Genomic DNA, 22,617 nt, shown 5'->3' with positions numbered 1-22,617 from the left:
ATAGATGCAAATTAACCGGCAAGGTCCCATTAGCTGGATGGCATCACACCCGGTTGCCGCTAACCTGCTGATGCTGGGATTTATTCTTGGTGGTTTGATGTTTATCAATACCATGAAGCAGGAAGTTTTCCCTGATTTTATTACCGATAGCGTCAGTATTAATGTGGTCTACACAGGTGCTGATCCCGAGGAAATAGAGCGCAGTATTATCTTGGTAATCGAAGATGCTGTGTCTGGCTTAGAAGGCATAGACGAAATTAGCTCCTCTGCCAAAGAGGGTATAGGCTCAGTTATTATTGAGACACTGAGTGATGCAGATGTTTACTTGTTGGCTCAGGATATCCAGAAAGAAGTTGACCGTATCACGACCTTTCCAGAGGAAGCAGAAGAACCTGAAATCAATGTGATGGGCAGTAAGCGCAAAACTGTCTCACTGATTATTTATGGCGCAACAGAAGAGCGGATCTTACATGAACTGGCAGAAAATTTTCGCGAGCAACTCTTACAATCAGAAAATATTACCCAGATTGAGCTGGAAGGTGTGCGACCTTTAGAAATCAGCATCGAAATCTCTCAGGCAAACTTGCGCCGCTACAATCTTTCCCTGTCCGAGATTGCCCAGCGTATTCGTAGTGCAAGTCTTGATCTTCCTGGCGGTAGCGTAAAAACCGATGCTGGCGAGATTTTAATTCGTATGCATGAACGTAAAGACACCGGGCTGGATTTTGGGCAAATACCGATTATTACAACAGAATCTGGCGCAACGATACTGCTGAGGGATATTGCTTCTATCACCGATGGTTATGAAGATACAGATTATTCAGCACGATACAATGGCTACCCTGCTATTATGCTGCAAGTGTACCGTGTCGGTAATCAAACCCCGATAGGTATAGTCGATGCAGTTAAACAGCAAATTGAGCTCAGCAAATCCAGATTACCAACCGGTATTTATGCTGATATACGCTACGATGCTTCTGAAGCTTATCAGCAGCGCCTGGATTTATTATTGCGCAATAGCGCATTAGGACTCACGCTGGTATTTATTACTCTAGCGTTATTTCTGGAAATACGTTTGGCATTCTGGGTGATGTCCGGGATTCCTATAGCCTTTATGGGATCTTTTCTATTCCTGCCTACTCTGGGCGTTTCCCTGAATATGATTTCCCTCTTTGCTTTTATTATTGCGCTGGGAATTGTGGTGGATGATGCCATTATTATTGGTGAAAATATCTACCACTATCGCCAGGAAGGACTCTCTGCCCTGACTGCTGCCATTAAAGGTACACAGGAAATGGCGACCCCGATTACCTTTAGTATCCTGACTAATATCGCGACCTTTATGCCGCTGTTTTTTATGCCTGGGGTGATGGGTAAAATTTTTGTCATGATTCCCACTGTGGTTATTCTGGTCTTCCTGCTTTCATTAGTGGAAAGTCTGTTTATCCTGCCTAGTCACCTGGCACATCTGAGCGATACACAGCGCACAGGTTTACAACACTGGCTGTATGAAAAGCAACAAGCTTTTAGCCATGCCTTTCGCCACTGGGTAAAATTCCGCTATGGCGCGCTGCTAGATTTGACCCTGAAACACCGCTATTTAACGCTGGTCACTGCCGTTGCAATATTGATTGCCACTCTCGCCTATGCATCGAGTGGACGCATGGGGCTGTCGATGTTTCCTAAAATCGAGTCGGACTTTGCCCAGGCTCGGTTAAGTTTAGCGTATGGTACTCCGGTAGAGAAGACTCAGGCGATTGTTGATCACCTGATTAAATCTGCACGCGCCAGTATTAAAGATGTAGAAAATGGCGAGCAACTCATACGTGGAATCTTTGCAGAAGTCGGAAAAGATGACAGTCATAAAGCAATTGTGCGCGTCTATCTGGCAAAGCCCGAGATTCGCGATAAGATTATGGGCACAGATCAATTCACCGAGTCGTGGCGCGCAAGCTCTGGTGAGATAGCCGGCATAGAAAGCCTGATCTTTGAATCAGACTCTGGTGGCCCCGGCTCTGGCTCTGCGCTGACCATAGAATTAACCCACCGCGATATTAATATTTTAGAGCAGGCCAGCCAGCAACTAGCACAAATCCTGCGCGGCTATCCTATGGCAAAAGATATCGCTAACAGCATGAGTCTGGGCAAGCAGCAATTGGACTTTACCCTGTTAGCTGATGGAGAAAGCCTGGGCTTAACGCCTCTTAGCGTTGCCAGACAAGTGCGTAATGCATTTTATGGTGCAGAAGTTTTACGTCAGCAACGTGGCCGCAATGAAATCAAAGTAATGTTACGTCTGCACGAAGATGAACGGGTATCGGTACAGGATATGTATAACTTCCTGGTCTGGACCGATCAGGGTGTTGCCATTCCACTCAACGAAATTGTACAGGTCAAGCAAGGGCATGCGTTTACTGAAATCAAGCGACGTAATGGCCGGCGTAATGTACAGGTCACGGCAAATGTCACGCCTAGAAGCCGATCGGTAGAAATTATCAATGACCTAAAAGACAATGTATTACCCACACTGGTCGAACAATACCCTGGATTACAGTATGGCTTTGAAGGGCGCCAGGTAGATATGGCGGATAGCGTCGGCAGTTTAAAATTAAGTTTTATATTTGCCGTGCTAGCCATCTATGCCATGCTGGCAATTCCATTTAAGAGTTATATCCTGCCCTTAATCGTTATTGTCAGTATCCCATTTGGCATTATCGGCGCAATTTATGGGCATATTATTATGGGCTTTAACCTGAGCATTTTAAGCATGCTTGGGATTGTTGCCCTATCGGGCATCGTGGTAAACGATGCTCTGGTATTGATCAGTCAGGCAGTGCATCTTGAAAACACAACAAAGCTGTCGCCGAAGGAGATTATAAAAGCCGCTGGGATTCAGCGCTTTCGACCAATTATTTTAACCACTTTAACCACCTTTTTTGGTTTAGCACCAATGATACTGGAAACTTCACGTCAGGCACGTATGCTAATCCCCATGGCAGTTTCCATCGGCTTCGGTATTTTATTTGCCACCTTGATTACTCTGGTACTGATCCCCTCATTGTATTTAGTCGTCAATGATTGCAAACGCTATTGGAAATCAATATTCAACTAATTATGTGCATTAATTCACAAACCTACTATGAATCCAATATCAGGCTTCACGCCTACTCTAAATCCAAGCATAATGTTTAGCAAAATTTTTAATATTCTTAACAAGGAAACACCGCATGAGTGACTCAAGACACTGCCGCCTATTAATTTTAGGCTCTGGCCCTGCAGGCTATACCGCTGCTGTTTACGCAGCACGAGCCAATCTTAATCCAGTAATGGTGACAGGCCTGCAACAAGGTGGGCAACTCACCACTACTACTGATGTCGATAACTGGCCCGGAGATAACGAAGGTGTGCAAGGACCCGAACTAATGGAAAGAATGCGTAAGCACGCAGAGCGCTTTGATACCGAAATTATCTTTGACCATATCCACACTGCTGAACTGTCAGAGCGCCCCTTTAAATTAACCGGTGATGCGGGTAGTTATACCTGTGATGCCTTGATTATTGCAACCGGTGCATCAGCTATGTACCTGGGCCTGGACTCCGAGGAAGCCTATGCGGGTAAAGGCGTTTCGGCCTGTGCGACTTGCGATGGATTCTTCTACAGAAACAAGCCAGTTGCCGTAATCGGTGGTGGTAATACTGCTGTTGAAGAAGCCTTGTACCTGGCTAATATCGCCTCTAAAGTCACGGTTATTCATCGCCGCGACAAATTTCGCTCGGAAAAAATACTCTCTGATAAATTGATTGAAAAAGCGGCAAATGGTAATGTCGAAATCGAATGGAACTATACTCTGGAAGAAGTACTGGGTGATGATATGGGCGTTACCGGTATGCGCATCAAAAGCACGCTAGATGGCAGCACCAAAAATGTCGATGTTCACGGATTATTTATCGCTATCGGCCACCGACCAAATACTGAAATATTCAAAGGTCAGCTAGATATGGATGATCATGGCTATATCCGCGTCAACAGCGGCATAGCAGGTAATGCCACCGCAACCAGCATACCCGGTATCTTTGCAGCCGGTGATGTGATGGATTCAGTATATAAACAAGCGGTAACGTCTGCAGGCGCAGGCTGTATGTCAGCACTGGATGTAGAGAAATATCTGGATGATTTGGAAGCATGATTTTTTAAAGCTGCACCCTTTTTTAGGTAAGAGTAGAGCGGGCTATAGTCCGCTCTACTGCTAGATGTTAATAAATAATTCTGGCAATAATGGGATCATCGTCTTGGATCTTCTGATAACAGCTATTCAAGATAATACATCGTAGATTTGTTCAATCTCAAAAAATGCACTTTCAATATGATACATTGAATATGCTTGTGTCAGATTCAAGCAACACATAATAAATAACAGTATGGGCTCAATCAGCAATAAATTCAGTGCCATATTGAATATCAACAACAGTATATTGGATTTCCTGAAACTCATTGCGAATCTGCACCTGATCAGCAAAGGTCTTTTTTAACAATGCTTGCGCCAATGGGGAGTCAAGACTGATATAGCGCTTATCCATTTCAAACTCATCCGCACCCATAATTCGATAGAGCAGCTCTTCCCCTTTATCATTCTCTAGTAATACCCAGGCAGAAAAAAACACCCTCTCCTGATCAGCTGGCGTATCCGCAATAATATTTAGCGTAGGCATACGCTTTTGTAAAAAATGAATGCGCCCATCAATCCCCCTCAGCTCTTTTTTACGATAGATATACTCTGCATTTTATGATCGGTCACCTTCCGCTGCAGCAGCAGAAAGAGCAGCAATCACACCTTTACGCTTTAGCCATAAATCTTTTAATTCATGCTCTAAGCGCGGGCAACCAGCAGGGGTAATATACGGTGAGGATTTAGGTCGAGGTGCTTTCCAGCGGGACATATAAGTAAATTATTTAATAACACAGGCGCGCCATGCTACCTCACGAAATTCCGGGACTCCTATCGCCATAATTCGTGCTGCTAGCACACGTCGAATCAGCAAATTGCCCTGTCGCCTATCAGGGACTAAAAATCACCACTTCGCTAAGCTCCGTCGCTGAAAATCCTGGAAACGGAGCTTTAGCGAAGTGAAGATTTTTAGTCCGCGATAGCCGTAGGGCCGTTGTTTTGTCGGAGTCTGAGCGTTAGCGAAGGTGGAGACAAAATAAAAGGCCATCCGACACGGCGTCAAGTCATTTGGAGCCTATGTTCCGACCCCTTGTTGGGTCGGGACGAGGTGACGAGGACGAATCGGGGCCGCCGGAGGCATAAGTGGTCGCGTTAAGTTTTTGCTGCTTGCTTGGGCTGGGATGCCCAAAACAAGCTTTCGCAAAAATAGCGACTCCCCGATTCCATGATTTTCAGCGATGGTAAATTTAATATCATGTAAATAAATGCTAATGCTTGAATTCTCTTTTAAAATACATGTATAAGCAGTTAATTATTTAGTAATGTTTCTAGCATTAAAAGACTAATCAAATTAAAATGCTTTGGATAAATTACTAAGTAAGCGTGAATTTTCTGATTTCACTCTTGAAAACTCTCATTTTGACTTTGACCACTATAGATGACTAATCATAAACTGACCCACCTGAAAGAACTGGAAGCCGAAAGTATCCATATTATTCGTGAAGTTGCAGCAGAATTTGATCGCCCTGTAATGCTTTACTCAGTGGGTAAAGATTCAGCAGTTATGTTGCATTTAACACGTAAAGCGTTTTATCCGGGAAAGCCGCCTTTTCCGCTAATGCATGTAGATACCACGTGGAAGTTTAAGGAAATGATTGAGTTTCGTGACAGATATATCAAAGAACTCGGCTGGGATCTTATAGTGCATTCGAATCAGGAAGGTATAGACCAGGGGGTTGGGCCATTTACTCACGGTAGCAAAAAACATACGGATGTAATGAAAACCGAAGGGTTAAAACAGGCATTGAATAAATATAAATTTGATGCTGCTTTTGGTGGCGCACGCCGCGATGAAGAAAAATCCCGTGCCAAAGAACGTGTGTATTCATTCCGCGATAAAAATCATGGCTGGGATCCAAAAAATCAGCGCCCTGAGTTATGGAACATCTATAACGGCAGAATTGACCAGGGTGAGAGTATTCGGGTGTTTCCAATCTCAAACTGGACTGAACTAGATGTCTGGCAATACATACATCTGGAAAATATTCCTATTGTGCCACTCTATTTTGCCAAAGAGCGCCCTGTGGTAAATAAAGACGGTATGTTAATCATGGTGGACGATGACCGTATGCCAATTGGCCCTGAGGAAAAAATTGAGATGAAAATGGTCCGCTTTCGTACCCTGGGTTGCTACCCTTTAACAGGGGCTGTGGAATCAACGGCTACGACATTACCCGAAATTATTCAGGAAATGTTGTTAACGACTACATCAGAGCGTCAGGGCCGACTCATCGACCATGATCAATCAGGATCTATGGAACAGAAAAAACGCGAAGGTTATTTTTAACTGAAGTTTCCCAATTATTGAGTAGCTGAAATACACAATGCTGGTGTATCGAGGTTTATTTTAGGTGGTTTTGCCATGTTTATAGCAAACCCCTACTTAATTCCCCTTAGGCAATAGCATTTGAAGCGAATGAAAAGACTATTTTTTTCATATAGTTGTAGCATAGTTTCAATTTTACCATAAATAATTATTGGGAAACTTCAGTTTTTAATACTCTATGGTAGAGCGGACTTTAGTCCACCAATGCAGACAGAGTATAGCGGACTGAAGTCCGCTCTACATCTAACACTCGAACTTTCGCTATAATATTTTTCAGGAATAACACCATGTCTCACCAATCAGACCTAATAAGTACCGATATAGACGCCTACCTGGCGCAACACGAACGCAAGGAATTACTCCGCTTTTTAACCTGTGGTAATGTCGATGATGGCAAAAGCACCTTGATCGGTCGTTTATTATACGATTCAAAAATGATCTATGAAGATCAATTAGCCGCTGCGCAATCGGATAGTATAAAATCCGGCACAACAGGTGCTGGTAAAATTGACCTGGCACTTTTGGTCGATGGTTTACAGGCCGAACGTGAGCAAGGCATTACTATCGATGTGGCTTATCGTTATTTCTCAACAAAAAACCGTAAATTCATTATTGCCGACACCCCGGGGCATGAGCAATATACACGCAATATGGCAACAGGCGCTTCAACCTGTGATCTTGCAGTTATCCTGATCGACGCGCGTTATGGCGTACAAACCCAGACTAAACGACACAGTTTTATTGCTTCATTACTCGGCATTAAGCATATTATAGTCGCTATTAATAAAATGGATTTAATGGATTATAGCGAAGCGACCTATGAAAAAATCAAGGCGGAATATCTGGATTTCATTAAAAACCTGGATGGCCTGAACGATATTCATGTTATACCGCTGTCTGCATTAGACGGTGATAATGTGGTCAACAAAAGTAGCAATATGCCCTGGTATACTGGTAAATCTTTAATGGAAACTCTGGAAACTGTGGAGATTTCCGGAGATTATAATTTTCAGGATACGCGTCTTCCAGTGCAATATGTTAACCGCCCTAATCTCGACTTTAGAGGTTTTTGTGGTACGGTTGCCTCTGGCATTTTCCATAAAGGCGATGCAATAACCGCCTTACCCTCAGGTAAAACCAGCACCATCAAATCTATTGTCACCTTTGACGGTGATCTGGAGGAAGCCTATCCACCGATGGCCGTTACCTTAACCATGAACGATGAAATTGATATCAGCCGCGGTGACACAATCGTCTGTAGTAACAATCTGCCTAGTGTAGCCGATAAATTTGATGCGCATATCGTCTGGATGACTGAAAATACACTGTTACCCGGCAAGCAATATATAATTAAATTAGCCACACGCAGTGTTTCCGGCTCTATTGCTAATATCCAGCACCGTATTGATGTCAATACCCTGGAACATCACGATGCCAAAGAGTTGCAGCTAAATGAAATTGGCCGGTGTTCAGTCTCAGTTAATGCACAGGTTGTTTTTGATGCTTATACCCGTAGCAAGGGTACTGGATCATTTATTATTATCGACCGCCTGACTAATGTGACCGTTGGTGCAGGCATGATTACCGGACATAGTTCAGATGCCGAATTAACTGATGTTAGCAGTGAAGAACGCGCAGCCAGATTTGGACAGCAAGCCATCTCTATCGCTTTAACAGGAACTCATGCCGAACAAATTGCCTATCAACTGGAGCGCAAGCTGTTTGATAAAGGCCACGCTGCAACAGTATTAACGTCCGGCTTAAGTAACATTGAAGAAGCTATTGCTGTGGTTAAACATGCTGGCTTGATTTGCCTTTGTACTGCATGTGACTCTTGTGAGCTTAGCTTCGATACGGATAATACGACACTAAATCAAATCCATTCAACACTCAAAGAACAAAACATTATCCAATAATATCCAAGACATACCAGTAACCGTAAATTAATAAGGAATACAATTTATGACGCAAAAAATCACCAAAGCAGTATTTCCAGTTGCGGGGCTAGGCACACGTTTTCTGCCTGCAACTAAAGCCAGCCCTAAAGAAATGCTGCCTATTGTTGATAAGCCCTTGATTCAATATGCTGTAGAAGAAGCCGTTGCGGCAGGCATTGATACCATGATCTTTATCACCGGGCGTAATAAGCGCTCGATCCCTGATCATTTTGATAAAGCCTACGAATTAGAAGTTGAATTAACGGCAAAAAACAAGCTCAGAGTACTGGAAACCGTACGCAATATTATTCCACCACATGTCACCTGCGTTTTTATACGTCAATCTGAAGCTCTGGGTCTGGGACACGCGGTACTCTGCGCAAAAAAGGTTGTGGGCGATGAACCGTTTGCGGTTATCCTGGCCGATGACCTGGTGGAAGATGCAGACCGAGGTTGCATGAGCCAGATGGTGCAACAATTTGCCCAGCACCACTGCTCTATTTTAGGCGTAGAGCGAATAGACCCAAGTGAGACGGATAAATACGGTATAGTGCAAACAACGCCCGCCGGAGCAGCACTCAATACCGTTGAGTCCATCGTGGAAAAACCCGCCCCCGATGTTGCCCCTAGTAATCTGGCGGTTGTGGGTCGCTATATATTAACGTCGGCAATTTTCGATAAAATTGAAAATACCGAAAAAGGTGCGGGTAATGAAATACAGTTAACCGATGCAATTTCAAGTTTACTTAGTGATGAGCAGGTACTTGCCTATGAATTTGAAGGCACGCGATATGATTGTGGTGCTAAACTTGGCTTCCTGATTGCGACAGTCGAACATGGTTTATTACATAAAGAATTAAAGGATGACTTTAAAAAATACCTAAAAGAACTCGCAAGCAGATTAAGCTAACACATCATGGATACCATTAGCATACGTGGAGCACGAACGCATAACCTGAAAAATATCGACCTCGACTTGCCGCGCGATAGCTTAATTGTTATCACTGGCTTATCAGGCTCAGGTAAATCATCACTTGCCTTCGACACCATTTATGCTGAAGGACAGCGGCGTTATGTAGAATCTTTGTCTGCCTACGCCCGCCAGTTTCTATCGATGATGGAAAAGCCGGATGTAGATCATATCGAAGGCTTATCTCCTGCCATTTCTATCGAGCAAAAATCCACCTCGCATAACCCCCGATCTACCGTTGGCACCATCACTGAAATATATGATTACTTAAGACTGTTATATGCCCGAGCAGGCACCCCTTGCTGTCCCGAGCATGGTCTGTCCCTGGAGGCCCAGACAATCAGCCAGATGGTGGATCACGTACTGGAACAACCGGAGGGGGAGCGCTGGATGCTACTGGCGCCGGTGGTGAATGAGCGCAAAGGGGAACATATGCAATTACTGGAAGACTTGCAGGCGCAAGGATTTATACGTGCGCAAATTGATGGCAAAGTGTACGAGCTTGATCAACTACCCGAGCTGGATGGCAAGAAGAAACACACGATTGAGGTCATTATTGACCGCTTCAAAATTCGTGAAGATATTAAGTTACGGCTGAGTGAGTCTTTTGAAACCGCCCTGAGAATCGCGGAAGGCGTGGCTACAGCAGTTTGTATAGATGATGACAGCAAGCACCCCAGACATCTGGTTTTTTCTGAAAAATATGCCTGCTCAAAATGTGGTTACAGTATTGCAGAACTAGAGCCACGAATCTTTTCCTTTAATAATCCCAAGGGCGCCTGCCCGACTTGTGACGGTCTAGGCGTAAAGCAACACTTTGATCCAGACCTGGTGGTACATAACCAGGAACTTAGTCTGGCTGCAGGAGCAGTCAGAGGCTGGGATCGGCGTAACGCGTATTATTACCAGATTATTTGCTCGCTAGCCAAGCATTACGACTTTGATGCTGAAACTCCATTTAAAGAACTTAGCGAAGACATACAACATGTCATTCTGTATGGAAGTGGTCGTAAAGCGATCGACTTCACATTTATCACTGGCAGTGGAAAAAAGCGCAAGAAGCGCCATAGCTTTGAGGGCATTATTGCGAATATGGAACGTCGCTACCATGAAACCGAGTCGCAAGTGGTACGTGATGAACTGGTTAAATATCAAGCGAATAAAGTTTGCACTAGTTGCTCTGGTTCACGTTTAAATACAGCAGCCCGACATGTATTTATTGACGCTAAACCGATTTATGCAATCACTAGGCTGCCAATTCGGTTGGCGCTTGAGTTTTTTCAATCTTTACATCTACCCGGTCAGCGCGGCCAGATTGCTGAAAAAATTGTTACTGAAATTCAGCAACGTCTGGAGTTCCTGGTTAATGTGGGGCTAGATTACCTGGCCCTGGACCGCAGTGCCGATACATTATCTGGGGGAGAAGCACAGCGAATACGCCTGGCTAGTCAGATCGGCGCAGGACTAGTCGGCGTTATGTATGTACTGGATGAGCCTTCAATCGGCTTACATCAACGCGATAATGAGCGTCTGCTAAGTACACTTTTCAGATTACGCGACCTAGGTAATACCGTCATCGTTGTAGAGCATGATGAAGATGCTATTCGTGCGGCACAACATGTAGTCGATATAGGCCCGGGGGCAGGTGTACATGGTGGACAGATTATTGCACAGGGCACGCCTGATGATGTGATTAATAATGAGAACTCCATTACCGGACAGTACCTGTCAGGAAAACTAAGCATAACAGGCGCTAAACAGTTAACACCAATTGACAACACACAACTGATCACAGTACGTAATGCACAGGGAAATAACTTACAAAATATAGACGTACACTTTCCTATCGGTCTTTTTACCTGTGTAACAGGCGTATCCGGATCCGGAAAATCAACCCTGGTTAATGATACTTTATATCGCTATGCAGCGCGTGCCATCAACCGTTCGAGTAGCTTGCCAGCCCCCTGCGATGCAGTCGAAGGTCTAGATGCCTGTGATAAAGTGGTCGATATAGATCAAAGTCCAATCGGCAGAACCCCACGCTCAAATCCAGCCACCTATACCGGACTATTCACACCAATCCGTGAGCTGTTTGCAGCCACACCCGAGTCCCGTTCCCGGGGATACACGCCAGGAAGATTCAGCTTTAATGTGAAAGGTGGTCGCTGCGAATCGTGTCGCGGCGATGGTCTAGTCAAAGTAGAGATGCACTTCCTGCCCGATGTCTTTGTGCATTGCGACATCTGTTCTGGAAAACGTTATAACCGTGAAACTCTTGAGATTCGCTACAAGGGAAAAACCATTAACGAAGTTCTGGAGATGACCGTAGAAGAGGCCTTTGTCTTTTTTAAACCCGTCCCAACTTTGGCACGCAAACTACAAACCATGCTAGATGTAGGTTTAAGCTATATAACCCTGGGGCAGAATGCTACCACCCTTTCTGGGGGTGAAGCGCAAAGGGTTAAGTTATCCAAAGAATTGTCCAAGCGTGATACTGGAAAGACACTATATATACTTGATGAACCGACAACGGGGCTGCATTTTCAGGATATCCAGCAGCTACTCAATGTGCTGCATACTTTGCGCGACCATGGTAATACCATTATCGTTATTGAGCATAATCTCGATGTGATAAAAACTGCTGACTGGGTTATTGATATAGGTCCAGAGGGCGGTGATGGTGGCGGAACCGTCGTTGCAGAAGGTACACCCGAACATGTAGCAGGCATAAAAAAATCCTATACAGGCCATTATCTAAAGCGTTTCTTTAAAAACTGACAAAAAAATATCAAAGGAAAAACGTGCAAAAATTATCACAATCACACAAAACTTATTTGCTAAGCTCCGCTTGGGAATACATGGACGAACAGCTCTGCTGTGAGTAGGTTCGGTAAGCAGAGCTTACTGTGCATGCATTCCCAAACAGAGTTTGGGAGCGAGGCTCGTTGCACTCGTAGTCAATCGTAACCATTTGAACAGTTTATTAAATGCGAGTTAACTAACAAGAAAATGCACTCGGGCTGGCTATTGGTAAACTGAAGTTTCCCAATTCAGGCGCGCCATGCTACCTCACGAAATTCCGGGACTCCTGTCGCCGTAATTCGTTCACCTACGCAGCGAATAGGAGATGCTCCAGCCGCCCTGCGTCCGCCACAGACTGAGCACAAAGCAGCTCAGTCATGGCTACCACAAATGGCTCTACGGCTATTCGGGATAAAATTTTAGCCTCCCTCGCGCGCTATCGCGCACTTCGGATTGGCAAATTTCCCTGCGCCTTCTGGAGACTATCAGCCCGTCCGGGGCTGACAGCGATTGAGTAGCTGAAATACACAATGCTGGTGTATCGAGGTTTATTTTAGGTGGTTTTGCCATGTTTATCATCAGTGTTCCCCTATCAATTGAGGCCGTGAAACTAACCTCGCCACAAGAGAGCTCATAAAGCACTGTAAAGACATTCCTGTTATTATTGCGTTTTGAACTGCCCGAATGGTATACGAGCTGATACGAGATATTCTTGCCTGGAAAAATAATGGATTCACAAAACGATCTCGTTTTTGGGCCTGTTGCTGCCTAATCTCCAGAGCCTCGCTATATTTTTTATCCGATGGATGAATCAATTCTGGCTGTTGTGTTTTTGAAATCTCTTCAAATACGCGCATTAAATTATAGCTCATTGCAGTCAGGCGCATTTGATTTTCAAGTGAGCGGGTATTGGAAGACCAAGCTTTAGTTTCCTTGAAATTACTTTTAGTGTTATTGAATGTCTTTTCAATCGTCCATCGCTTGAAATACAGCATGGCAATGGTTCCAGGGTTAATAGTCATTGGCAAGGTTGTCACAAACCGGTGAAGTTTTCCGGTTTCTGGATCACGGTAATCCACCACGTTAAATTTGATGCCCTTGTTTTCGTACACACTGTATGCTTCAACCCCTGTATTGATCTCATGGCGGGAGTCAAAAGGGATAGACTCAACCAGAGTCGCAATTGAATTTTCTTTTAGCATTGAAATCATGTAATTAGCATGTCGTTTCTGCCGATCCCACCAGACAAAGTCGGTGACGGCTTTATCGTAGACATAGAGATGTTTCTGAGAGCTGTTATTTCCCTTGTTTTGCTTTTCAATATGATCTCGTAACACAGGTATTTCTTGATGCCTCTGAGTTCCGTTTGTCACCAGACAAAGAAATCTGAGCAACCCACTTCTGAGATTCAACGCGTAAATCCCCCCGGCCGCATAAACTTTCCCCTTGCTGTTTTTTTCAGTATGGCAGGCATGATCAATAAAATGTCCATCCGCTGCTTCTATGGTGTATTCGTCAAGTTCTGGGAATGCTTTAAGATAATCAATGCCTTGCGATAGCAGTGTTTCAGAGTGAAGATGGTAGCTCTGCTGTTCAAATGCCTCAAGCATACTTGTTCGTCTATGCGACTTCAGTGATTTAAAATACGTTGAGTGGGGAAGCAGCTGGCCATAAATCTGTTCATTGGTTTGGAGGAAATGGCGACCACTATCGACTACACTGATACAGCGTAATAACCCAAGGCGAATAAAGTCGATATCCTTCAACTCTGGGCATGAACGAGCCCACAAAGGATGACGCTCTGCTAACAGGGCACGTTCCATACTTTCATTGCAGTGTTGGTGAATATGTTCAGAGAGTGGTAGGTCTTTAAGCATGGGTGATATCCGTTTATGAGGTGATTAAAACGGAAATTTTTAGAAAAATTTTTTCGGCAATTGCAAGCTTTATTTGAAATTATTTGTTGTTTTTTTACGGTGCCTACAGAGTGTCTATTTGCTGTTATAAGTGATTAAAATCAAAAAGATGGAAATATTCGAGTGGTGCTACCTTCAGGTAGGTTATAGGCTGCTTTGTTTAGGTACTTCTTCTTTCAATGGGAACACTGATGATGTTTATAGCAAACCCCTACTTAATTCCCCTTAGACAATAGCATTTGAAACGAATGAAAAGACTGTTTTTTTCATATAGTTGTAGCATAGTTTCAATTTTACCATAAATAATTATTGGGAAACTTCAGTTGGTAAACTCCACCTGGATAAAGCTTTAAAAAATCATCGCACTGACTTTCGGGCAGTTGCACTAGAAATTTAACTTGCCCGGTAAAATCCTTGTTAATAATTTTTCCCGAAAACTTGTTCAAGGTATATTCAAATCCTTGTAATTGATGATAATCCAGGACAAACAGCAATGTTGTCAGCTCAATAAACTCGTTAATATCAGCGGCTTCAATTGCTTGTTTTGCAGTATTACCATAGGCACGAGTTAAGCCCCCTGCGCCTAATTTTATTCCACCAAAATAACGAACCACGACACATAGTACATTGATCAGCTCATGTCCTTCGATATATTTAAAGATTGGTTTTCCAGCTGTTCCAGAGGGTTCCCCCGCATCATTAAAGCGACATACCGTGCCTTTATCTGTCTTTATACGATAGGCAAATGCGATATGGTTCGCAGATGCATGATGCGTACGCAAAACATTTAAATATGTGGTCGCCTCCGCTTCACTGCTACAGGGATAAATTAAGCCTATAAAGCTTGATTTCTTAATTGTCTCTTCTATTTGGATTGGTGATTTAACACACTGCACTCTAGGCACCCTCAACTGGAAGCTTTAAGAATAGTGAATTTAGCATTCGATGCAACTAACTCAACTTTAGAAAAATATTTTTTCAGACTAGATTGATAACCCAGATGACGATTGCCGATAACCCAGAGCTCATCATCCACACGTAATATCTGTTTTACCTGCTGAAACATACGCATGGCTATATGGCTGCCTATTGTAGTTTGCTGATGAAAAGGTGGATTACATAAAATCAGATATACAGTATCAGGCGCAAAACCTGTTAATGCATCAGCCGTAGTATAAGTTGCTCTTCGACCTTTAAATGCACGCTGGTAGTTGTGCTTAGCAGATGCCAGTGCCATATAGGATTCATCTATAAAATGTAATACTCGATGTTCAAGTTTTTTAACTGATTGATTTTATTGATGATTTTACTGACAAAGAAAGCATCAACATCATTGTAAATCAATCACTTATAAAACAAAGCCGGAAAAATTTACTTTTCTTAGCCCAGTTATAGCTGAAAACTTGAACATCGAGTAATAGAGCATCAAGATTGCTTGCCGCAAAGACAAGTCCTACTACACCATTTCCACAACCAAGATCAATGACCTGCTGATACTGATTACCTTTAGGTAAATGCTCAAGAAAAAAACGCGTGCCTATATCCAGGTTTTTATGCGAAAAGACATTGGCATGATTAGTAATCTGGTAATCGGTATTTTCCAGCTGATATGTAACAGGATCATCAGTGTTCCCCTGTCAATTGAGGCCGTGAAACTAACCTCGCCACAAGAGAGCTCATAAAGCACTGTAAAGACATTCCTGTTATTATTGCGTCTTGAACTGCCCGAATGGTATACGAGCTGATACGAGATATTCTTGCCTGGAAAAATGATGGATTCACAAAACGATCTCGTTTTTGAGCCTGTTGCTGCCTAATCTCCAGAGCCTCGCTATATTTTTTATCCGATGGATGAATCAATTCTGGCTGTTGTGTTTTTGAAATCTCTTCAAACACGCGCATTAAATTATAGCTCATTGCAGTCAGGCGCATTTGATTTTCAAGTGAGCGGGTATTGGAAGACCAAGCTTTAGTTTCCTTGAAATTACTTTTAGTGTTATTGAATGTCTTTTCAATCGTCCATCGCTTGAAATACAGCATGGCAATGGTTCCAGGGTTAATAGTCATTGGCAAGGTTGTCACAAACCGGTGAAGTTTTCCGGTTTCTGGATCACGGTAATCCACCACGTTAAATTTGATGCCCTTGTTTTCGTACACACTGTATGCTTCAACTCCTGTATTGATCTCATGCTGGGAGTCAAAAGGGATAGACTCAACCAGAATCGCAATTGAATTTTCTTTTACTCGATGTTCAAGTTTTTGATATTGAGAAGGTAAAATCAGGTATTCTGAGGTTGTTGTAATTTTATCGGTGTAAGCCCATGTTAATGAATGCCCCACCACCTTTATCCAAAGCTATATTGACGATTTAAATGATGCGCTCAATCAGCTAAAACCCGGAGCCGCTTTAACACGGATTCAAGCCGCTTGGTTGGGCACTTGTTTAACGGGCATACTGCTAATGAACTCTGTTTGCTGGGCTAAGTTTGAGCGAGCAAGCCTTGGAGATTGCAAAGTAGCCGCATTATCCTGGGTGTTTCGTAAAGCAAGTATACCCTGGGACTGGTTGCTACGGGTGAGTGTGGTCTTAATTTTAAAACGTTATGGCATTACTGAAGGTGTGTTGGCCTTTGATGAATCAGACCGAGCACGATCTAAGTCTACAAAACGTATTTATAAGGTTTACAAGCAGAAACACAAAGGCTCCGGCGGGTATGTTAATGGACAAACGATAGTATTATTGCTGCTAGTTACCTCATCCATTACAGTGCCTGTCGGTTTTTTCTTTTATATGCCGGATCCAGCCTTAAAGCAGTGGGATAAAGAAGATAAACGGTTGAAAAAGAGCGGTATAGCAAAAAAAGATCGGCCTATTAAGCCTGAACGTGACAGTGCCTACCCAACCAAAACAGAGATTGCATTAGGCTTATTAAAAGAGTTTAAAGTTGCGCATAGCCTGATTAAAATTAAAGGCGTACTGGCTGATGCGCTGTATGGTGAAAAAGCCTTTATGGACGAAGCCGCTAAAGAATCTGGAGGCTCGCAGGTGATTAGCCAATTACGTAAAAACCAAAATATTGAATATAGAGGTAGAATAAGGTCAGTCGAGAGCTACTTTAATTCGATTAACAAAGGCATTGATCAGATAATACGTGTACGTGGCGGCAAAGAGATTAAAGTGACTGTCAGCAGTGCACGATTAAAGGTGAGTTCTCACAGTAAAAAACGCTTTGTCATTGCCTTAAAATATGACGGTGAAAACTACTATCGCTATTTAGTGGCGACAGACCTGACTTGGCGCACACAAGATATTATTCAAGCCTATACGTTGAGATGGCTGATTGAGGTTTTCTTTGAGGACTGGAAGCTTTATGAAGGATGGGGGCGTGAGGCCAAACAATTAGATGAAGAGGGATCAAGCCGTGGCCTGATTCTGAGTCTTTTGTTTGACCATTGTCTTCTCCTTCACCCAGAGCAAATAGCCCGCATTGAAAGCAAACTACCTGCGTATACCGTAGGAAGCTTACAGCGCAAGTCTCAAATGGATGTACTGCTTGAGTTCATCACGTCATTGCTAGAGTTTCCAGATCCTGGTGATAAGCTGAAAGAGTTAGGTGAATTAATAAAGTCGATGTGTTTCAACTGATGCCATCAGGAAAACATATGATTGGCAGAGATTTAGGGCGCTTCGGGGAGTCGCTATTTTTGCGAAAGCCTGTTTTGGGCATCCCAGCCCAAGCAAGCAGCAAAAACTTAACGCGACCACTTATGCCTCCGGCGGCCCCGATTCGTCCTCGTCACCTCGTCCCGACCCAACAAGGGGTCGGAACATAGGCTCCAAATGACTTGACGCCGTGTCGGATGGCCTTTTATTTTGTCTCCACCTTCGCTAACGCTCAGACTCCGACAAAATAACGGCCCTACGGCTATCGCGGACTAAAAATCATCACTTCGCTTAGGCTCCGTTTCCCTGATTTTCAGCGTAGGGCCAACAGCATCATTAAAGTATTGTTCTGCTGGGTGAAGGTAAGAGTTTGATGGCAATGGGATGGAAAAACTTGAACATCGAGTATAACCTACCTGAAGGTAGCACCACTCGAATATTTCCATCTTTTTGATTTTAATCACTTATAACAGCAAATAGACACTCTGTATGCACCGTAAAAAAACAACAACTAATTTCAAATAAAGCTTGCAATTGCCGAAAAAATTTTTCTAAAAATTTCCGTTTTAATCACCTCATAAACGGATATCACCCATGCTTAAAGACCTACCACTCTCTGAACATATTCACCAACATCGATTAAAACAGGCGTAGGGCGGGAATAGCATAGCGTTTTCCGGCACAAACGTGACATGTAAAACACCCTCAACCTATAAATACGTACGCGATATATGATGACAGATTTGATATGTTTTCGTGTGTCTTGTGCTGGAAAATACACTATTCCACCCAGCGCATGATTAAATTTTTTCTGAAATTGTGCGCTATCACACAATCTCGGCAATTGTATTTTCTAACCATAAATAGTAAGCTCCATTACTTATGGATTTTTATGAATATTTGCAATTGTTAAGCGAATGACTTGCACAATACCAGATTATTTCCCGGGTTATTTAAGCTATCCAAAAGAGCTACCAATGCTTATATAGACTTTCAGAAAATTAATTTCCGAACAAACAAAAACGACAGAGGGGAAACTGGCTTATAATTTTCGTCCCAACACTAACGGAAACAGTCAAAAATGGTATCCCTCACTTTTTCAAAGTCAATTGTAGACCGACTAAAAAAAAATATGGCGACAGCTCTCAAGCTAAGTAATATTCGTTTATATCGATTAACTCAAGCTCTACTCTGGTTCAGTGAATGCATGGGAATCAAAGAAATAGCACGCCTAATGGGAGTCTGTGAAAAAACCATTATAAATTGGCTGAAAACATTCATGCATAAAGGTGTCGGTTGGTTAATAGGGCAACACTATCAAGGACGTGGTCGGAAGTCAAAGTTAACTAAAGACCAGAAAAATAAATTAGTTGAGTTGATAAAGAAAGGCCCAGAAGACAATGGATTTCATTGTGGAATCATCAGTGTTCCCCTATCAATTGAGGCCGTGAAACTAACCTCGCCACAAGAGAGCTCATAAAGCACTGTAAAGACATTCCTGTTATTATTGCGTTTTGAACTGCCTGAATGGTATACGAGCTGATACGAGATATTCTTGCCTGGAAAAATAATGGATTCACAAAACGATCTCGTTTTTGAGCCTGTTGCTGCCTTATCTCCAGAGCCTCGCTATATTTTTTATCCGATGGATGAATCAATTCTGGCTGTTGTGTTTTTGAAATCTCTTCAAATACGCGCATTAAATTATAGCTCATTGCAGTCAGGCGCATTTGATTTTCAAGTGAGCGGGTATTGGAAGACCAAGCTTTAGTTTCCTTGAAATTACTTTTAGTGTTATTGAATGTCTTTTCAATCGTCCATCGCTTGAAATACAGCATGGCAATGGTTCCAGGGTTAATAGTCATTGGCAAGGTTGTCACAAACCGGTGAAGTTTTCCGGTTTCTGGATCACGGTAATCCACCACGTTAAATTTGATGCCCTTGTTTTCGTACACACTGTATGCTTCAACCCCTGTATTGATCTCATGGCGGGAGTCAAAAGGGATAGACTCAACCAGAGTCGCAATTGAATTTTCTTTTAGCATTGAAATCATGTAATTAGCATGTCGTTTCTGCCGATCCCACCAGACAAAGTCGGTGACGGCTTTATCGTAGACATAGAGATGTTTCTGAGAGCTGTTATTTCCCTTGTTTTGCTTTTCAATATGATCTCGTAACACAGGTATTTCTTGATGCCTCTGAGTTCCGTTTGTCACCAGACAAAGAAATCTGAGCAACCCACTTCTGAGATTCAACGCGTAAATCCCCCCGGCCGCATAAACTTTCCCCTTGCTGTTTTTTTCAGTATGGCAGGCATGATCAATAAAATGTCCATCCGCTGCTTCTATGGTGTATTCGTCAAGTTCTGGGAATGCTTTAAGATAATCAATGCCTTGCGATAGCAGTGTTTCAGAGTGAAGATGGTAGCTCTGCTGTTCAAATGCCTCAAGCATACTTGTTCGTCTATGCGACTTCAGTGATTTAAAATACGTTGAGTGGGGAAGCAGCTGGCCATAAATCTGTTCATTGGTTTGGAGGAAATGGCGACCACTATCGACTACACTGATACAGCGTAATAACCCAAGGCGAATAAAGTCGATATCCTTCAACTCTGGGCATGAACGAGCCCACAAAGGATGACGCTCTGCTAACAGGGCACGTTCCATACTTTCATTGCAGTGTTGGTGAATATGTTCAGAGAGTGGTAGGTCTTTAAGCATGGGTGATATCCGTTTATGAGGTGATTAAAACGGAAATTTTTAGAAAATTTTTTTCGGTAATTGCAAGCTTTATTTGAAATTATTTGTTGTTTTTTTACGGTGCCTACAGAGTGTCTATTTGCTGTTATAAGTGATTAAAATCAAAAATATGGAAATATTCGAGTGGTGCTACCTTCAGGTAGGTTATAGGCTGCTTTGTTTAGGTACTTCTTCTTTCAATGGGAACACTGATGTGTGGAATATGGAATACTGCGATGATTGCCGAGCTTATTTGGTTAAAATTTGAAGTCGTTATAACTTGAACTATTTATCAAGCCTAATGAAAAAACTGGGCTTCAGTTATCAAAAAGCTCGTTTTGTGACTGATCGCCAAGAAGAAGAAAAGTACGAGCCTGAAAGAAAAACGTGGCTGGAAGAAACATTGCCTGCCATTATGGAAAAGGCGGTAGAAGAAAAGAGTGTCGTTTTATTCGGTGATTGGGGAGTCGCTATTTTTGCGAAAGCTTGTTTTGGGCATCCCAGCCCAAGCAAGCAGCAAAAACTTAACGCGACCACTTATGCCTCCGGCGGCCCCGATTCGTCCTCGTCACCTCGTACCGACCCAACAAGGGTTCGGAACATAGGCTCCAAATGACTTGACGCCGTGTCGGATGGCCTTTTATTTTGTCTCCACCTTCGCTAACGCTCAGACTCCGACAAAACAACGGCCCTACGGCTATCGCGGACTAAAAATCTTCACTTCGCTAAAGCTCCGTTTCCAGGATTTTCAGCGTGAGGTGTCATTTGCTATGTGGGGTTCATTGGCACGAACCTGGGCTCCAATAGGAGAGCAACCCACAGTGAAAACATCAGGGATTCGAAAAGGGTTGAAAATGTTTGGTACGATCGAACTCGAAGGAGGGAGTTTTCAATACCGAGAATCATTGGCTTATGAGATAAAACCAAAGTCACTTAGACTTTTAAAAGAAGCCAGGCGCGCCATGCTACCTCACGAAATTCCGGGACTCCTGTCGCCATAATTCGTTCACCTACGCAGCGGATGGGAGATGCCCTGAACGCCCTGCGTCCGCAACGACTACGCACAAAAGCCGCTTCGTCATTACTACCTCACTGGCTGGACGGCTATTCGGAATGCAATTCTTGCTCCTCTCGCGTGCTGCTAGCACACGTCGAATCAGCAAATTGCCCTGTCGCCTATCAGGGACTAAAAATCACCACTTCGCTAAGCTCCGTTTCCATGATTTTCAGCGTGGGCTGCCTCAAGAATTTTTAGCTATTCTTAAAAGCTTAAAAAATGAGAAATATCCAACACAGAAGCTTTTTATGGAAGCGATATATTCTATTGCCGACAACGTCTTAATCGAGAGTTATAAGCCAATGATATTACAACACGCTGAAACATCTGGGCGTTTTAATGGTGAAAGCTATGTTGAGTTTTTAACACAATTGCTGGCTTATTATAAAGGCAAGATTATTCTAATTGAAGATGGTGCCCCGTATCATGGAAGCGGTGTTATTAAGGAATTTAAGTTAGCTAATGTAGATCGTTTGACAGTAGAACGTCTCCCTGCGTTCTCGCCGGATTTTAATCCGATTGAGAAATTATGGAAAAATACGAAACGCGATTCGACTCATATGAAGTATTTTAAAACTTTTGAAGATCTTCATGATTCAGTTGTGCAAACTTTTAACACTTATATGCATGATGCCAGTAAAGTGATTTGTGTTATGCAAAAATTGCGGGAAGATTTCGTTGTTACCGCCTAAGTTTAAGCGCTCCAAATTTGGAAATTATTTATCTGAGAAACTATAGTTCGACTTTCCTCTACTAGTACAATAACTTTTTTAGACAGAGTAATAGATAATTATATTCAATAGCAGTAATCTATAAAATACCCTGCTTATCAACCCCGAATAATTACTACACTAGAAAAATGAAATCAAATCATTCTAAAATACTGGGTAGAATTTTACTATCTGAAGTTTCCCAATAATTATTTATGGTAAAATTGAAAATATGCTACAGCTATATGAAAAAAATAGTCTTTTCATTCGT

Annotated in this window: 23 protein-coding genes and 1 pseudogene; 14 read left to right on the top strand and 10 right to left on the bottom strand. The window is 42.9% G+C overall.

Annotation, left to right across the window (positions count from 1 at the left end; genetic code table 11):
• Positions 1–4: 4 nt before the first annotated feature.
• A complete protein-coding gene (locus K6984_RS03560) occupies positions 5–3,112 on the top strand; it encodes an efflux RND transporter permease subunit (RefSeq protein ID WP_221894253.1) in 3,108 nt (1,035 codons plus the stop codon).
• 115 nt (positions 3,113–3,227) lie between these two features.
• Complete coding sequence (trxB, locus tag K6984_RS03555; protein ID WP_221894252.1) at positions 3,228–4,187, top strand: thioredoxin-disulfide reductase; 960 nt, start codon at positions 3,228–3,230, stop codon at positions 4,185–4,187.
• Positions 4,188–4,425: 238 nt separating this feature from the next.
• Here trxB and K6984_RS35625 read toward each other — a convergent pair whose 3' ends face one another.
• From K6984_RS35625 to K6984_RS32420, 4 genes are all read right to left on the bottom strand, one after another.
• On the bottom strand, positions 4,426–4,710 hold the full coding sequence (locus K6984_RS35625) for a GreA/GreB family elongation factor (RefSeq protein WP_338024433.1): 285 nt from the start codon (positions 4,708–4,710) through the stop codon (positions 4,426–4,428).
• Positions 4,711–4,782: 72 nt separating this feature from the next.
• Complete coding sequence (locus K6984_RS35620; RefSeq protein WP_338024432.1) at positions 4,783–4,938, bottom strand: hypothetical protein; 156 nt, start codon at positions 4,936–4,938, stop codon at positions 4,783–4,785.
• Positions 4,939–5,070: 132 nt separating this feature from the next.
• Complete coding sequence (locus K6984_RS03545; RefSeq protein WP_221894251.1) at positions 5,071–5,214, bottom strand: hypothetical protein; 144 nt, start codon at positions 5,212–5,214, stop codon at positions 5,071–5,073.
• Positions 5,215–5,241: 27 nt separating this feature from the next.
• Positions 5,242–5,370, bottom strand: a complete 129-nt coding sequence (locus K6984_RS32420; protein WP_263458596.1) for a hypothetical protein — start codon at positions 5,368–5,370, stop codon at positions 5,242–5,244.
• A gap of 234 nt (positions 5,371–5,604) precedes the next feature.
• Between K6984_RS32420 and cysD the strand changes: the two genes are divergently transcribed.
• From cysD to K6984_RS03520, 5 genes are all read left to right on the top strand, one after another.
• Positions 5,605–6,513 (top strand): sulfate adenylyltransferase subunit CysD, encoded by a 909-nt coding sequence (gene cysD, locus K6984_RS03540; protein WP_221894250.1) that lies wholly within the window; start codon positions 5,605–5,607, stop codon positions 6,511–6,513.
• A gap of 326 nt (positions 6,514–6,839) precedes the next feature.
• Complete coding sequence (cysN, locus tag K6984_RS03535) at positions 6,840–8,468, top strand: sulfate adenylyltransferase subunit CysN (RefSeq protein WP_221894249.1); 1,629 nt, start codon at positions 6,840–6,842, stop codon at positions 8,466–8,468.
• Positions 8,469–8,514: 46 nt separating this feature from the next.
• Entirely contained in the window at positions 8,515–9,399 is an 885-nt protein-coding gene (gene galU, locus K6984_RS03530) for a UTP--glucose-1-phosphate uridylyltransferase GalU (protein ID WP_221894248.1), read from the top strand.
• A 6-nt stretch (positions 9,400–9,405) separates the two neighbouring features.
• Positions 9,406–12,237, top strand: coding sequence for an excinuclease ABC subunit UvrA (gene uvrA, locus K6984_RS03525; protein ID WP_221894247.1), 2,832 nt, complete (start codon positions 9,406–9,408; stop codon positions 12,235–12,237).
• A 401-nt stretch (positions 12,238–12,638) separates the two neighbouring features.
• Positions 12,639–12,779: a hypothetical protein gene (locus tag K6984_RS03520; protein ID WP_221894246.1), complete on the top strand. Its 141-nt coding sequence runs from the start codon at positions 12,639–12,641 to the stop codon at positions 12,777–12,779.
• A gap of 60 nt (positions 12,780–12,839) precedes the next feature.
• Here K6984_RS03520 and K6984_RS03515 read toward each other — a convergent pair whose 3' ends face one another.
• The 5 genes and pseudogenes from K6984_RS03515 to K6984_RS03495 form a co-directional block, all read right to left on the bottom strand.
• Positions 12,840–14,138 (bottom strand): transposase, encoded by a 1,299-nt coding sequence (locus tag K6984_RS03515; RefSeq protein ID WP_221894003.1) that lies wholly within the window; start codon positions 14,136–14,138, stop codon positions 12,840–12,842.
• Positions 14,139–14,470: 332 nt separating this feature from the next.
• A complete protein-coding gene (locus K6984_RS03510; RefSeq protein WP_221894245.1) occupies positions 14,471–15,073 on the bottom strand; it encodes an IMPACT family protein in 603 nt (200 codons plus the stop codon).
• 11 nt (positions 15,074–15,084) lie between these two features.
• A pseudogene (locus K6984_RS03505) lies at positions 15,085–15,447 on the bottom strand (class I SAM-dependent methyltransferase); the annotation flags it as partial.
• Positions 15,448–15,517: 70 nt separating this feature from the next.
• Positions 15,518–15,760: a methyltransferase gene (locus K6984_RS35615; protein WP_338024440.1), complete on the bottom strand. Its 243-nt coding sequence runs from the start codon at positions 15,758–15,760 to the stop codon at positions 15,518–15,520.
• Between the two features lie 40 nt (positions 15,761–15,800).
• A complete protein-coding gene (locus tag K6984_RS03495) occupies positions 15,801–16,520 on the bottom strand; it encodes a transposase (protein WP_221894244.1) in 720 nt (239 codons plus the stop codon).
• An 88-nt stretch (positions 16,521–16,608) separates the two neighbouring features.
• Here K6984_RS03495 and K6984_RS03490 point away from each other — a divergent pair, with 88 nt between their 5' ends.
• The 3 genes from K6984_RS03490 (at position 16,609) to K6984_RS03485 (ending at position 19,321) form a co-directional block, all read left to right on the top strand.
• Positions 16,609–17,823 carry a transposase gene (locus K6984_RS03490; protein WP_230987878.1) on the top strand — a complete coding sequence of 405 codons (1,215 nt, stop codon included), beginning with the start codon at positions 16,609–16,611 and terminating at the stop codon, positions 17,821–17,823.
• A 59-nt stretch (positions 17,824–17,882) separates the two neighbouring features.
• Positions 17,883–18,011, top strand: coding sequence for a hypothetical protein (locus K6984_RS32415; RefSeq protein ID WP_263458643.1), 129 nt, complete (start codon positions 17,883–17,885; stop codon positions 18,009–18,011).
• Positions 18,012–18,922: 911 nt separating this feature from the next.
• On the top strand, positions 18,923–19,321 hold the full coding sequence (locus K6984_RS03485; protein WP_221894243.1) for a helix-turn-helix domain-containing protein: 399 nt from the start codon (positions 18,923–18,925) through the stop codon (positions 19,319–19,321).
• Here K6984_RS03485 and K6984_RS03480 read toward each other — a convergent pair.
• Positions 19,263–20,561: a transposase gene (locus K6984_RS03480; protein WP_221894242.1), complete on the bottom strand. Its 1,299-nt coding sequence runs from the start codon at positions 20,559–20,561 to the stop codon at positions 19,263–19,265. The two genes, K6984_RS03485 and K6984_RS03480, sit on opposite strands and share 59 nt — an antisense overlap.
• Before the next feature lie 494 nt (positions 20,562–21,055).
• Between K6984_RS03480 and K6984_RS32410 the strand changes: the two genes are divergently transcribed.
• The 4 genes from K6984_RS32410 to K6984_RS03465 are packed head-to-tail and all read left to right on the top strand — an operon-like array spanning position 21,056 to position 22,328.
• The gene (locus K6984_RS32410; protein ID WP_263458642.1) at positions 21,056–21,184 is read left to right on the top strand and encodes a hypothetical protein; all 129 of its coding nucleotides are present in this window, start codon (positions 21,056–21,058) and stop codon (positions 21,182–21,184) included.
• Positions 21,185–21,211: 27 nt separating this feature from the next.
• A complete protein-coding gene (locus tag K6984_RS03475; protein ID WP_221894241.1) occupies positions 21,212–21,580 on the top strand; it encodes a hypothetical protein in 369 nt (122 codons plus the stop codon).
• Positions 21,581–21,600: 20 nt separating this feature from the next.
• Positions 21,601–21,834: a hypothetical protein gene (locus tag K6984_RS03470; protein ID WP_221894240.1), complete on the top strand. Its 234-nt coding sequence runs from the start codon at positions 21,601–21,603 to the stop codon at positions 21,832–21,834.
• Entirely contained in the window at positions 21,744–22,328 is a 585-nt protein-coding gene (locus tag K6984_RS03465; RefSeq protein ID WP_221894239.1) for a transposase, read from the top strand. Before K6984_RS03470 ends, K6984_RS03465 begins: the two co-directional genes overlap by 91 nt.
• The last annotated feature ends 289 nt before the right edge of the window (positions 22,329–22,617 follow it).

This window comes from Bathymodiolus japonicus methanotrophic gill symbiont, assembly GCF_019721995.1.
GTDB lineage: Bacteria > Pseudomonadota > Gammaproteobacteria > Methylococcales > Methylomonadaceae > Methyloprofundus.
This window is presented reverse-complemented; position numbering and strand designations above follow the sequence as displayed.

Bases quoted from the DNA above. Each gene is read 5' to 3' on its own strand.
- uvrA (WP_221894247.1), top strand. From the start codon at position 9,406: ATGGATACCATTAGCATACGTGGAGCACGAACGCATAACCTGAAAAAT.
- K6984_RS03520 (WP_221894246.1), top strand. From the start codon at position 12,639: ATGGCTACCACAAATGGCTCTACGGCTATTCGGGATAAAATTTTAGCC.
- K6984_RS35625 (WP_338024433.1), bottom strand. From the start codon at position 4,710: ATGCCTACGCTAAATATTATTGCGGATACGCCAGCTGATCAGGAGAGG.
- cysD (WP_221894250.1), top strand. From the start codon at position 5,605: ATGACTAATCATAAACTGACCCACCTGAAAGAACTGGAAGCCGAAAGT.
- K6984_RS03515 (WP_221894003.1), bottom strand. From the start codon at position 14,138: ATGCTTAAAGACCTACCACTCTCTGAACATATTCACCAACACTGCAAT.
- galU (WP_221894248.1), top strand. From the start codon at position 8,515: ATGACGCAAAAAATCACCAAAGCAGTATTTCCAGTTGCGGGGCTAGGC.
- K6984_RS03545 (WP_221894251.1), bottom strand. From the start codon at position 5,214: ATGGCCTTTTATTTTGTCTCCACCTTCGCTAACGCTCAGACTCCGACA.
- cysN (WP_221894249.1), top strand. From the start codon at position 6,840: ATGTCTCACCAATCAGACCTAATAAGTACCGATATAGACGCCTACCTG.
- trxB (WP_221894252.1), top strand. From the start codon at position 3,228: ATGAGTGACTCAAGACACTGCCGCCTATTAATTTTAGGCTCTGGCCCT.
- K6984_RS03485 (WP_221894243.1), top strand. From the start codon at position 18,923: ATGGTATCCCTCACTTTTTCAAAGTCAATTGTAGACCGACTAAAAAAA.
- K6984_RS03480 (WP_221894242.1), bottom strand. From the start codon at position 20,561: ATGCTTAAAGACCTACCACTCTCTGAACATATTCACCAACACTGCAAT.
- K6984_RS03470 (WP_221894240.1), top strand. From the start codon at position 21,601: ATGGGAGATGCCCTGAACGCCCTGCGTCCGCAACGACTACGCACAAAA.
- K6984_RS35620 (WP_338024432.1), bottom strand. From the start codon at position 4,938: ATGTCCCGCTGGAAAGCACCTCGACCTAAATCCTCACCGTATATTACC.
- K6984_RS03560 (WP_221894253.1), top strand. From the start codon at position 5: ATGCAAATTAACCGGCAAGGTCCCATTAGCTGGATGGCATCACACCCG.
- K6984_RS03475 (WP_221894241.1), top strand. From the start codon at position 21,212: ATGGCCTTTTATTTTGTCTCCACCTTCGCTAACGCTCAGACTCCGACA.